The sequence below is a fragment of the Thalassotalea sp. SU-HH00458 genome, from assembly GCF_040362795.1.
GTDB classification, from domain to species: Bacteria; Pseudomonadota; Gammaproteobacteria; order Enterobacterales; family Alteromonadaceae; genus Thalassotalea_H; species Thalassotalea_H castellviae.
This window is the reverse complement of sequence record NZ_BAABWW010000001.1, coordinates 50,269-62,367: the sequence shown is the minus strand read 5'-3', so window position 1 is coordinate 62,367 and position 12,099 is coordinate 50,269. Positions and strand designations below refer to the sequence as shown.

Genomic DNA, 12,099 nt, shown 5'->3' with positions numbered 1-12,099 from the left:
ATAAGTTTTTCTTTGTAAAGTGAGGTATTTGCTGTGGTAGCTGAACAAGAATTAGAAATTCTTTCACAATCAGATCTTGATGATTTATTGCGAATTAATGAATTTATTGGCCAACAAGATGAAAATTCTTTAGTGAGTGAATTAAAACGAGCTATTTTAGATTCAGGTAAATTAGAGTTAAGTCAGTGGAAATCACTGCGTGATCATATCAGAGAAATTGAAGAACTGATTCCTCACATTGATTTAATCATAAAGTTGAAAAAAGAAAACTAAGCGGTGTTATTTAAAGTAGGGTAATTATTTATTAATTATTTTAATAAAAAGCAGCAGATCACGGTAATCTCACATATAATAACGCGAGATTATACGTGAGGAAAATTATGAAAGTTTGTGGTGTAGAGTTAAAAGGTAGTGATGCCATTATTTGTGTGATGTCTAAAGCTAATGGTTTATATGATATTCCACACATTAGAGTGCCTAAAATATCCATTAAAGATGCAGGCGATGCCGATCATTTACGAGATTTTCAATTTGCTTTTGCTAAGTTGGTTGAAGATTATAAAATTGATAAAGTTGTTATTAAAGGTCGTGCATTAAAAGGTAAGTTTTCTGGTGGGCCTGTTGGTTTTAAATTAGAAGCGGCCATTCAATTAATTAATAATTTACCGGTAGAAATATTATCGGCAAGCTATGTCAAAAATACGTTAGCAAAATCTCAAGTGAATATAGATTTTAGAGACACAGGTTTAAAAAATCTTCAAGAGACGGCATTCCAAACAGTTTTTTCATATTTGGAAAATAATTAACTCTTAAAATTCAACGTTTTTAGAGCACTTTGTAGAAAAAGTGCTTATGTTAAACTTACACATCATCCTTAATTATTTAAAATAAACATTACCAATACCCTTTAAATTGGTAATGTTTTTTTTGCGAGCCTTTTGATAAAAAAATTTACCATTTATAAATGCAGTGTTTTATTACTCGTTTTTGTTTTTCTGTAATAAACCTTTCTATAGCAAGTTAATCATACCTAAATTAAATCAACTTAATTTATTGCCTATCATTTTGTGGTGAAAGTGAGATGGAAATAAACAATTATTCAGAACAATAATGAAAAATTGATGACCAATCTGTATAAATTTCAATCCTTTTACTATGTTAAATACAATGTGAATTAATGGACTGAAATATTTCTATTGTTAACCGAGTTGGTTTACCGATTTTGTGTTCTCATTAAGATATTTTTAAAAACTTTGGTTGACAAATTGGTAAGCTGTTGAGAGTATCGTATCTAGTATTTAGTACAAAAGAAATATAAATAACAAAATTAGTTTTCTTTTTAGTACTTAAATGGTTCATACAATAATTTATTAGGGGAATAATGATTGTGAAAACGAAATTATTAATGAGTTTGCCAATTCTATTGGCATTAAGTGCATGTGATAATGACTTTGAAGGCAATAAAGAAGGTAACTCAATTGGCTCAATAAGTATTTCTGGTGACACGATAGTTGGTTCATCATTGTCAGCAAACTTGGTTGACACTAATGGTTATGACGCTGCTGCGGTAACTTATTCTTGGATGGCAAACGATGTGGTAATTTCGGGTGCAACTTCAAGTTCATACACATTAGTAGAGGCAGATGCTGCTACAAAAATAACCGTGTCGGCTTCATATACTGATGATGATGGTTATGATGAGGTAGCTAAATCTAATCCTTCTAGCACAGTAGAATTTCCTGCGGTGAATACCGAAGGGACTGTTGCTATTTCTGGTGATGCTGTCGTTGACGGTGAGCTAAAAGCGACAATCACAGATCCTAATGGCACGGGAGCAACGCCAGTTGCTTACACTTGGATGGTTGATGGTTCAGATATTGCTGATTCAAATGCTTCAACTTACACCTTAACTGCGGCTGAACTAGGTTCGATTATCACCGTTTCTGTTGTTTATACAGATAATGACGGATTTGATGAGATGGCAACGTCTGAAGGCGTTGGACCTGTTACGGATGAAATTATTGTTCCTCCAGCTGTAGAGATCACGAAAGTTGCATCAATTACCGATAGCATGACAGATGATGCGGGCGAATTACGTTACAAAGATTCAATGTTAGAGCAAGGTAAACTGAGCGTTTCATTTAACAAAACATTAGATGATGGTAAGGATGCCTATATCGGCTTATACGGTAGCTCAACTAGTACCAACAATGCTGTGATTGATTTACGCATTCAAAATGGTGTGTTCCAAATTCGTAATAATGAAGACGCTATTTTAAGTGAAGTTACTTATACTTTAGATGAATGGCATGATGTTGAAATGACTTGGGACTCTTCAAGTACTACAGAAGTGACTACGTTAACATTAACGATTGATGGCGTAATGTATGGTCCATTTCTTTCATCTACAAAAGAAGGTCCAGACTTAACCACTGACGGTGTATCTACGGTCATCTTTAAATTAGGTGATAACGGTGGCTTAACTGATGCTTCATTCTTAGTGGATGATTTTAAACTGTATTCAGATACTGCAGGAACGACTGAAGTATTCTCTGATGATTTTGAAGGTTATGCAGTAGGTGATTCTTTAGATACTGATAACGGGGCCTCTCCATATAACTCTAGTACTGCTGAAGCGGTAGTTGCAGAAGCTGAGCGTTTAGTTGAAGAAGAGCCAGAAGAACCGGCTGAGCCTAATTTCAATGTTGCCTCAATTACCGATACTATGACCGATGATGCGGGCGAATTACGTTACAAAGATTCAATGTTAGAGCAAGGTAAACTGACCGTTTCATTTAATAAAACAATGGATGATAGTAAAGATGCCTATATCGGCTTATACGGTAGCTCAACTAGCACAAATAACGCTGTGATTGATTTACGCATTCAAAATGGCGTGTTCCAAATTCGTAATAATGAAGACGCTATTTTAAGTGAAGTTACTTACACCTTAGGCGAGTGGCATGATGTTGAAATGACCTGGGACTCTTCAAGTACCACGGAAGTGACTTCGTTAACATTAACGATTGATGATGTTATGTATGGTCCTTTTCTTTCATCTACAAAAGAAGGTCCAGACTTAACGACTGATGGGGTTTCAACGGTGATCTTTAAAATTGGTGACAATGGTGGCGTAACTGATGCTGCATTCTTAGTCGATGATTTTAAACTATATTCAGATATGGAAGGTACTACAGAAGTATTTGCAGATGACTTTGAAAGTTATACAGTAGGTGATTCTTTAGATACAGATAACCCTGACTCGCCTTATAATTCAAGCACTGCAGAAGCGGTTGTTGCTGACAGATTATAAAAGCGAAAAGTATAATTAACGTTGGTTAAGTCATTAATCAAGATACAAAAATAGCGCTTATATTGGCGCTATTTTTATTCTATTTATATTAAGTCTGAATGTTCTACCGACAACTGACGAAAAATTAAATTGAGTTTTACAGAGGTAAACTTGTACTAATCAATGATTAGTCGAGGATAAATAAGGTGAAAAAATGTTGGTTTCAATTAAAACATTGCTAAGTTTACTGTTATTAATAACTTTAACGGGACAGAGTTATGCTGAAAGTAATGAGCTGAGAAACACTAGAGGCGAAATCATTAAGTTAGATCCTAGCTTAACACCCGCTAAAAATTTTGATTTGAGCCAATGGAGTATTAGCTTACCTGTTGATACCAATAAGGATGGAATTGCAGATAATATTCCGGAAAATTATTTATCAAAGGGGTTAACTATTGCGCCTATTTTTTATACGGCAAAAGATGGTGGAATGGTATTTACTGCGCCAATTGATGGCCCTAAAACGTCTAAAAATACCAAATATACTCGGACTGAATTACGTGAAATGTTAAGAGCCGGTAACCTTAGGATCAAAACAAAAGGTATTAGCAAAAATAATTGGGTATTTAGCACAGTAAAAAGATCCGTAAGAAAAAAATCAGGCGGTGTCGATGGAACGCTTGATGCGACACTCGCCGTTAACCATGTCACAACCACAGGTGATGAGAAACAAGTTGGTCGTGTCATCATCGGACAAATTCATGCCAAAGATGATGAACCTGTTCGTTTGTATTACCGAAAATTACCGAACAATGAACGTGGTGCAATCTATATGGCTCATGAGCCTTTAACGGGGGATGAACAGTGGTATGACTTAATTGGCTCTCGTGCGAGTAATGCCAAAGACGATCCTGATGGAGTGCTGCTTAACGAAGTTTTCAGTTATCGGATTCATGTTGATGGTAATTTATTAACGGTTACTATTATGCGTCCAGGTAAAGCCGATGTCGTACAAGAAGTTGATATGAGTGAAAGTGGTTACCACAAAAGTGATCAATATATGTATTTTAAAGCCGGTGTTTATAATCAAAACAATACTGGTGACAAAACAGACTATGTACAAGCTACCTTTTATCAATTAGAAAACAGCCATAAAAAACGTTAATTTTTACGGATTAAACCTTTTCTAAACAAATGAACACATACTGCTGGAAAATTATTTCAGCAGTACTAATCAATAATAACTAAAACGTTGCCGATCTTTTTATTTAAAATGTAGCAAGAAGACGCCAATGAAGTTTTTATATTCAGCAATCAAAAAATATCCATTGTTTATTACAATGTTGGAGGCTTAAGTGCTTTTACGACACTATTTTATATTTCTTAGCATCATATTTTTTCTACAAGGCTGTGGTTCATCATCATCTGACGAAGTAGTGCAAACCCCCGTTCAAGAGCAACCAAGTACACCTGAAACGCCAGAAGTTGAAATTGAGCTTATTACTTGTGCAAGTTTAAATAAGCTCGAATTAGCACAAGCATCGGTTCAGTCGCAAATGCAAGGCTTTGAAGCGAGTAAAGCGATAGATGGTTCATTTTTAGAAACGAATCGCTGGTCTACCTCTAATGAACAACATGATTTAATTCTAACCCTCGATGAAACTTCACTAGTAAAAGGGATTTCAATCGCCTGGTTAAATACTGATGAAAGAAGCTATAGTTTTGATATAGCAACTTCTCAAGATAAAGAAGAATGGTTACCGGTATTAACTTCGGCAATAAGTAACTCACAAACAAACCGTAGTGAATATATAGCGGTAACCGAAAGTTCTGCCAAGTATATTAAAATAATTGCCAATGGCAGTGATAAAAGTGATGGTAATCATATCGTTGAGGTTGAAGCGTTTGGTTGTCGGGAGAACATAACTTCGTCGATAGAACTAAACGATTGGTATTTAAGTATTCCTGTTGATGAAAGCACCAATTCAAAAGCGAAAAGTATTTATGAATCAACACTCAACGATAATTATTTTAATGCTGAATTCTTCTTTTTAGATAAAGAAGGGGGCATGGTTTTTAGAGCGCCTATCGAAGGCGCTAAAACGTCGTCAAATACCAAATATACCCGCACGGAATTAAGAGAGATGCTAAGACGCGGGAATACAAATATAAGTACCCAAGGGGTGAACAAAAACAATTGGGTGTTCTCCAGTGCACCAGCAAGTGATCAATCTGCGGCCGGAGGAGTGGATGGTACGCTAACTGCTGAGTTGTCGGTAAATTTCGTTACAGAAACAGGGGATAGCTCACAAGTAGGACGGGTTATCATAGGTCAAATACATGCAAATGATGACGAACCCATTCGTGTTTATTATCGAAAATTACCTAACAACGAGAAAGGTGCCATTTATTTAGCGCATGAAATTAAAGATGGCGATGATACTTATTACGAATTAATTGGTACGCGGTCTAAAAGTGCCGAAAACCCAGCCAATGGCATCAAATTAAATGAACGATTTGGCTATCAAATTTCGGTGTCTGGCAATTTTCTTACATTCACATTAACCAGATCTGGCGAATCAGATATTACCGAAGTCATTGATATGAGCAACAGCGGATATGATTCAGGTGGCCAATATATGTATTTTAAAGCCGGTGTTTATAATCAAAACAATTCAGGTGATCCGAAAGACTATGTTCAAGCGACATTTTATAAAATAGACAATAGTCATATAAACTACGATGGGTAACATTGTTCGTAAATTAGTCGAATAGCGTTAAATTGTTAAATAACCGTTGTCGGCTAAATTTACTGTGATAGAATAGTTGGACATCTAGGTTGCATTTGGACCTGCACTGACATGTATATAACTATATATGACATGTGCTCCGTTGCAACGGGCTTGATCTAGGATTCGACAGGATTCACGAAGCTTGAGGTGCATGCCCAGGGGCGGTTGGCCTGGTAAAAAGCCGCAAAACTATAATTGCAAACGACGAAACGTTCGCACTAGCCGCTTAAGGCTAGCCATCACCTCATAAATTGTCCTGTTGTTTAGAGGATTGATGGTCACCCCAAATAGGATAGCGAGGGAAGCACGCTTAAGGCTGAACCGCGAAATAGTATTAAGCTCACCATGACGAAGCCTGTCGGTTGGCGTCTAATTGGTTAAATAAATAATCGACTAAGCATGTAGTACCGAAGGTCTAGGCTTTCTGGACGGGGGTTCGATTCCCCCCAGGTCCAAATGCAACTTAGAGTACCTTTCTTTTAAATAATTGTTATATCAATACTTAGTCACTCAGCAAAAAATTAACCGCCAAACTCAAGTCCAACGGTTATTTATCATTAAGTTAATTTCTCTTTAAAAAATGCCGTTGTACGTTGCCATGCTAATTCAGCATTTTCTTTATCGTACCTGGCCGTAGAATCATTGTGAAAGCCATGTTTAGCGTTTTTATACATATACATTTGATAATCTACATTTTGCGCTTTTAAGTCTTGTTCGTATTCTGGCCAAGATTTATTGACTCTTTCATCCAACTCACCTAGTTGGATCATCATAGATGCTTTAATATTTTTTCTCAGTTCTTTCGTTGCCGGAGTTCCATAAAAAGGTACACCAGCCGTTAATAACTTGCTATCGACAGCGGCTAAATAATTCACCATATAACCACCAAAGCAAAAACCGACAGCACCTAATTTACCATTGCTATAAGGTTGTGACTTTAAAAAGTTGGCTGCAGCAACAAAATCATGCTGAATTTTACCTCGGTCTAGCTTGCGTTGCATTGCTCTACCGTCATCATCATTGCCAGGGTAACCACCTACAGGGAATAGTGCATCAGGTGCAAAGGCGATAAAACCTTGTTTTGCTAATCGCCTTGCTACGTCTTTTACGTATGGGTTTAAACCTCTGTTTTCATGAATGACTAATACCACTGGATAAGTGTTCTTTTTAGTTGTTGGCTTTACTAAATACCCTCGGCCTTTGCCATGGCCTTGAGGAGAATCAAATTCTTGGTAACTTGCAATAATATCATCATCATTAAAAGATACTTGCTCAGCTAAAGCATAATTAGGCAATAGGGCTGAAGTTAGCGTTGTCATTGAGTAACCTAAGGCAACTAAAGTGGTTAATTTTTTCATAAAGTCACGACGGTCCATTCCGCCATGGGCATAATCGTCAAACCAATCAAACGCTTCTTGTGGAATTTGAGTCGATTGTTCTTTCATATGAGTGGCCTTTACAGTTTGTTAGCTAGAAGGAATAAGCATGATTAAGGTTTAAAAGTAGCATCATTTTTCACCTTGAGCCAGAAAGGATATTGACTTTTTGTCCAACTTTATCGGTTTTAGTCGACGGGAATATTTCATGGGAAGAATCCCCATATTTGTGATGAAAACTGGTGAAAGGTTATTGTGGACAATTTTTATCTGAGCTAGGGAGTTGATAAAAATTGTCCAGAGGATTGGCTACGCTGTTTTCTGGTGGCGTGCTAACGGTCTAAATTTTTATTTTTCATTAAGCGACCTTTATCAACGGCCCATTCACGATCTTTGATATCTGCACGTTTATCGTGATCTTTTTTGCCTTTACCTAAATAAAACTCAAGTTTTACCCAGCAAGCTTTCCAGTACATTGCTGTTGCAATTAATGAATAACCGTCACGTTCTACCGCGCCAATAAGTTTATCTAACTCGCGTCGATTTAATAATAATTTACGATCCCGATTAGCATCACAAACTACATGGCTTGAAGCCGCGTTTAAGGGCATGATTTCAGCACCCAGTAAATAAGCTTCGCGGTTTTTAATATGCACGTAACAATCGGAAATGTTTACCTTTCCGCTACGGATACTTTTTATTTCCCAACCTTGCAAACTTAATCCCGCTTCAAACTTATCCGTTAAAGAGTAGTTATGACGCGCTTTTTTATTGAGTGCAATCGTATTGCTATTTGATTTTTTTAATTTCTTTTTTGCCATTATCTTTCCATTGTTAACGGCGACATTATACGGAGAATTATCGCTAATTAAATGACTATTTTTGATTTTTCCAAACTTGATTTAGGTTAATGCCTTTTTTGATAAGCTTTGCTATGATATCGCTTTATTTTTAGGGGGTTAAATGGCGTCAATTAGTCGTAATGCGTTAGTCATGTTTAGTGTTGAGCAAATGTATCAACTTATCAACGATATCGCTGCTTATCCGCAATTTATCCCCGATTGTGGCGATAGTAAAATTATTTCTGAAGATCAGCATGAAATGGTTGCAGGTTTATTGGTGGCCAAAGGCGGTTTGAAAAAATGGTTCACCACTAAAAATACGCTAATATCAAATAGTGAAATTAAGATGACGCTCGTCGACGGTCCATTTAAATCTTTAACCGGAAGTTGGCAATTAACTTCGTTATCAGATGAAGCATGTAAAATAAGTTTACACTTAGATTATGAATTTTCGAGTAAGGTATTTGATTTAGCTTTTGGTCGAGTATTTAATAGCTTAGCAAATAATATGGTTCAAGCGTTTACGCAACGTGCAAAAGATGTTTATGGAGCAAAAGTTGGATAGTTTAGACATAAACAGCTCACAAGCTGATGAAAAACAAACATTAATAAAGATTGAAGTAGTTTATGGCACACCAACGGAGCAAGCGTTATTAACCTTAGAGGTTGAAGAGGGAGTAACGGTTGAGCAGGCTATTATCGCATCAGGCATTTTGTTAAGTTTCAAAGAAATAGATTTAACGGTAAATAAGGTCGGGATTTGGAATCGAACTGCTAAGCTCACTGATACGGTAAATGATTTAGATAGAATTGAAATTTATCGTCCGTTAATTGCTGATCCAAAAGAAGTGCGTAAACGTCGTGCTGAAAAAGCCAAAGAAGAAGGTCGAGCTGATAAAGTAACCGGTGGACGGGTTGATCCTCGACGTGCTAAATCCGAATAACATTATTGTATTATCGATATCACTGTAGTTAGCGGTATATCGATATTGCAGGAGCATAATATTAAGCTCCTGTGAATTCGATTAAAGGGGATTAAATGTTTTAGGTTAGTTAACCATTGGTGTGTGGTAGCTTTCTGGTAATTCGAAATCGCCTTCAGCAGAAACTAGTTTGTTATCTTCAAATTTCACGGTAAATTGTTTTTTCGCGTTTAAATTTTCACTTCTACCTGACTTAAAACGATAAACGTAATGCCATGTATCCTTATTAAAAGCATCTAAAACTACCGGGCTACCGAGTACAAACTTTACTTGTTCTTTGGTCATACCCACTTGCAACTTGTCGACATCTTTTTGCTCTAAATAGTTTCCTTGTGGAATATCAATCCGGAAGACCCAGCTTGAACAGGCAGAAATTGATAAAACTAAACTTAAAGCTAAAACTCGAAACAACATGATGATGTATTTATCCTATAAACTGTGAACGGGGATAATAACTAAGCCAGCCATCAGATACAAAAGTTTTTTAGTTTATTTCACTTTCTGTTCAGCTTGCTAGTAATTCTTGGGCATTTGCAATGCTGTTATCGGTAATTTTATCACCGGCTAACAAGCGAGCAATTTCTTGGACTCGGCCATCGTTACTTAGTTCCGTAACTTTTGTTTCTGTATGTTCACCATCAGTAAGTTTCGTCACAAATAATTGTTGATGCCCTTTAGACGCAACTTGGGGCAAGTGAGTTACACAAATAACTTGGGTGTTGGTTGCCAATTGTTGCAGTTTTGTGCCAACCATTGCGGCTGTTGGTCCGCTAATACCAACATCAACTTCATCAAATATTAACGTTGGCGTTATAACTTTGTCTGCAAGGATCACTTGCATCGCTAGGCTTATTCTTGATAGCTCGCCTCCTGAGGCTACTTTATTCATGGCGGCTAATTGTTGACCTGGGTTTAAACTAATTAAAAAGTTGATATCATCTAAGCCATGAGAGGTGAGTTTTTCGTTTTCGTTTTGAGTCACACTTATTTGAAATTGGCCGTGTTCCATATTTAGTTCGCGCATACTTTCCGTAATTTTTGTACTTAAGGTCTTGGCAGCTGAAACTCTAGATTGAGTTAACGCTTTTGCGCTAGAGATGTAATTAGCTTCTGCGGTTTCAATTTCTTGATAAATATTATCTAAACGTGACTCATCGCCTGAGATCAATGCTAATTCTTGTTTTAAATGCTGGTGAAATTTAGTTAAGTTCTCTGGGGGAACATGATGTTTCTTTGCTAATTGAACCGCGGTTGAAAATCGCTCCTCAATGATTTGATAGGTTTGTGGGTCTAACTCTAAACGCTCGTAATAATGTCTTAGTTCGCTATTTACATCTTCTAGTTGTAATAAACTCTCATTAAGTTGTGCAGCCAACGGCTTAATATTTGGATCTAAACTAGCGAGATGATTAATTTGTTCACAAGTCGTTCTTAAACTATCTGTAATATTAAATTGTTCATTTTCGGACAAATCTTGTAATGCTTGTAAAGAAATATCTAATAGTTGCTGGCTATTACTATGTCGTTTGTAATCCGTTTCTAGTTGTTCAAATTCGCCTTCAGCTAAGGCAAATTCATCCAGTTCATTGACTTGATATTGTAATAATTGACGTTGGGCATTTCGTTGAGATTGGCTTTCTTGTAACTTGTTGCATTCATGATTTAATGTTTGCCATTGCTTAAAATAATACTGCAAGGTTTCGATTAAATTTTTATGATCTGCATAGTCATCTAATATCTGACGTTGTTGTGAAGCTTTGACTATTAATTGATGTTCATGTTGGCCATGAATGTTGATCAAGTATTGTCCGATTTCTTTCAGTTGCGCTAAAGGTACTTGGCTGCCATTTATAAATGCTTTAGATCTTCCTTCGGCAGAGATCAATCGGCGAAGTATGCATTCTTGATCGTCAAATGAAATGTCATTTTTTTCTAACCATTGCTTTGCTATTTTATTATTGTTGATGTCAAAAGTGGCTGACAACTCTGCTTTTTTACAATGAGGTCGAACAACATCAGTGACTGCACGATCGCCTAAACATAACCCTAATGCATCTATGGCAATCGACTTACCTGCGCCGGTTTCGCCTGTAATGGTAGTCATCCCATTACGCCAGTCAATATCTAACGCTCGGACAATTGCAAAATTTTGAATGTTTAAATGTAATAACATAACCAACCCAAATCACTGTATAAATACTTAGGTGTTAATTTATACAGTGTTTAGATTATTTGCAATAATTATTTTAATTTTCCGTGATGGTTTTATCATCAACTTTTATAGAAAGGTTATATTTTTTATAAATAGCTTGGAGGGTATTATGCTCTAATAACTGTTTTGTGGTTGTATCATAATATTTTTTTAGCGCGATACCTTGTTCATCCTTACTAAAAATTAAATATAAATTTAATGTTGATAAATCTTGAATCTGATAATGACTTTGCTGCTCTATCGGCAAACTAGCTAAATGAAGTTCTAGGATGGATCTAATATCCAAATAATAATCTACTTTGTTTTTTTGCAACAAAGCCATTGCATCAGCCCTATAATGTGCAGTAATTCCGTCTAAAAATTGCGAGATATCAGATTGCATCAATTGTTCGGTATATGTCAAAGGCCATACACCAACTAAGGTTTTAATCTGAGTTAACGATAAAGGTTGTTTTGCGCGTGTTAAAATACTTAAAGGCTGAGTTAAAATAGGAAGGTCGGCAAAAAGATATTTGTCACTTTTAGGTAAAGCGCCACTAACTTGTGCTTGATTAATGGCGACTTGGTTTAATGCTCTTTTCCAAGGTAAATACTGTACGGAT

The 12,099-nt window shown here is 36.3% G+C and carries 12 protein-coding genes and 1 other RNA gene; 8 read left to right on the top strand and 5 right to left on the bottom strand.

What is annotated here, in order from left to right; all coding sequences use genetic code 11:
• Positions 1 to 33 precede the first annotated feature (33 nt).
• From ABXH06_RS00280 to ssrA, 6 genes are all read left to right on the top strand, one after another.
• Positions 34 to 273: a hypothetical protein gene (locus tag ABXH06_RS00280; protein ID WP_311577567.1), complete on the top strand. Its 240-nt coding sequence runs from the start codon at positions 34 to 36 to the stop codon at positions 271 to 273.
• Positions 274 to 380: 107 nt separating this feature from the next.
• Positions 381 to 806, top strand: coding sequence for a DUF3010 family protein (locus tag ABXH06_RS00275; protein ID WP_311577564.1), 426 nt, complete (start codon positions 381 to 383; stop codon positions 804 to 806).
• A 581-nt stretch (positions 807 to 1,387) separates the two neighbouring features.
• Positions 1,388 to 3,313, top strand: coding sequence for a hypothetical protein (locus ABXH06_RS00270; RefSeq protein ID WP_353516895.1), 1,926 nt, complete (start codon positions 1,388 to 1,390; stop codon positions 3,311 to 3,313).
• 193 nt (positions 3,314 to 3,506) lie between these two features.
• Positions 3,507 to 4,457 carry a polysaccharide lyase family 7 protein gene (locus tag ABXH06_RS00265; protein ID WP_353516894.1) on the top strand — a complete coding sequence of 317 codons (951 nt, stop codon included), beginning with the start codon at positions 3,507 to 3,509 and terminating at the stop codon, positions 4,455 to 4,457.
• A 190-nt stretch (positions 4,458 to 4,647) separates the two neighbouring features.
• Complete coding sequence (locus tag ABXH06_RS00260; RefSeq protein WP_353516893.1) at positions 4,648 to 6,042, top strand: polysaccharide lyase family 7 protein; 1,395 nt, start codon at positions 4,648 to 4,650, stop codon at positions 6,040 to 6,042.
• A 149-nt stretch (positions 6,043 to 6,191) separates the two neighbouring features.
• Positions 6,192 to 6,540, top strand: a transfer-messenger RNA (tmRNA) gene (gene ssrA, locus ABXH06_RS00255).
• A 101-nt stretch (positions 6,541 to 6,641) separates the two neighbouring features.
• Here ssrA and ABXH06_RS00250 read toward each other — a convergent pair.
• Positions 6,642 to 7,529: a dienelactone hydrolase family protein gene (locus ABXH06_RS00250; protein WP_353516892.1), complete on the bottom strand. Its 888-nt coding sequence runs from the start codon at positions 7,527 to 7,529 to the stop codon at positions 6,642 to 6,644.
• A gap of 263 nt (positions 7,530 to 7,792) precedes the next feature.
• Positions 7,793 to 8,281: an SsrA-binding protein SmpB gene (gene smpB / locus ABXH06_RS00245; protein ID WP_311577548.1), complete on the bottom strand. Its 489-nt coding sequence runs from the start codon at positions 8,279 to 8,281 to the stop codon at positions 7,793 to 7,795.
• A gap of 142 nt (positions 8,282 to 8,423) precedes the next feature.
• Between smpB and ABXH06_RS00240 the strand changes: the two genes are divergently transcribed.
• Both ABXH06_RS00240 and ABXH06_RS00235 read left to right on the top strand, forming a co-directional pair.
• Positions 8,424 to 8,867 carry a type II toxin-antitoxin system RatA family toxin gene (locus ABXH06_RS00240; RefSeq protein ID WP_311577544.1) on the top strand — a complete coding sequence of 148 codons (444 nt, stop codon included), beginning with the start codon at positions 8,424 to 8,426 and terminating at the stop codon, positions 8,865 to 8,867.
• On the top strand, positions 8,848 to 9,246 hold the full coding sequence (locus ABXH06_RS00235) for an RnfH family protein (protein WP_353516891.1): 399 nt from the start codon (positions 8,848 to 8,850) through the stop codon (positions 9,244 to 9,246). Before ABXH06_RS00240 ends, ABXH06_RS00235 begins: the two co-directional genes overlap by 20 nt.
• Before the next feature lie 105 nt (positions 9,247 to 9,351).
• On the opposite strand, the gene ABXH06_RS00230 is transcribed toward ABXH06_RS00235, so the two are convergent.
• From ABXH06_RS00230 to ABXH06_RS17860, 3 genes are all read right to left on the bottom strand, one after another.
• Positions 9,352 to 9,699 (bottom strand): outer membrane protein assembly factor BamE, encoded by a 348-nt coding sequence (locus ABXH06_RS00230; protein WP_353516890.1) that lies wholly within the window; start codon positions 9,697 to 9,699, stop codon positions 9,352 to 9,354.
• A gap of 91 nt (positions 9,700 to 9,790) precedes the next feature.
• Positions 9,791 to 11,458: a DNA repair protein RecN gene (recN, locus tag ABXH06_RS00225; RefSeq protein ID WP_353516889.1), complete on the bottom strand. Its 1,668-nt coding sequence runs from the start codon at positions 11,456 to 11,458 to the stop codon at positions 9,791 to 9,793.
• Positions 11,459 to 11,531: 73 nt separating this feature from the next.
• Positions 11,532 to 11,900 (bottom strand): transporter substrate-binding domain-containing protein, encoded by a 369-nt coding sequence (locus tag ABXH06_RS17860; RefSeq protein WP_432280207.1) that lies wholly within the window; start codon positions 11,898 to 11,900, stop codon positions 11,532 to 11,534.
• Positions 11,901 to 12,099: the final 199 nt, after the last annotated feature.

Bases quoted from the DNA above. Each gene is read 5' to 3' on its own strand.
- recN (WP_353516889.1), bottom strand. From the start codon at position 11,458: ATGTTATTACATTTAAACATTCAAAATTTTGCAATTGTCCGAGCGTTA.
- ABXH06_RS00265 (WP_353516894.1), top strand. From the start codon at position 3,507: ATGTTGGTTTCAATTAAAACATTGCTAAGTTTACTGTTATTAATAACT.
- smpB (WP_311577548.1), bottom strand. From the start codon at position 8,281: ATGGCAAAAAAGAAATTAAAAAAATCAAATAGCAATACGATTGCACTC.
- ABXH06_RS00275 (WP_311577564.1), top strand. From the start codon at position 381: ATGAAAGTTTGTGGTGTAGAGTTAAAAGGTAGTGATGCCATTATTTGT.
- ABXH06_RS00240 (WP_311577544.1), top strand. From the start codon at position 8,424: ATGGCGTCAATTAGTCGTAATGCGTTAGTCATGTTTAGTGTTGAGCAA.
- ABXH06_RS00235 (WP_353516891.1), top strand. From the start codon at position 8,848: ATGGAGCAAAAGTTGGATAGTTTAGACATAAACAGCTCACAAGCTGAT.
- ABXH06_RS00230 (WP_353516890.1), bottom strand. From the start codon at position 9,699: ATGTTGTTTCGAGTTTTAGCTTTAAGTTTAGTTTTATCAATTTCTGCC.
- ABXH06_RS00250 (WP_353516892.1), bottom strand. From the start codon at position 7,529: ATGAAAGAACAATCGACTCAAATTCCACAAGAAGCGTTTGATTGGTTT.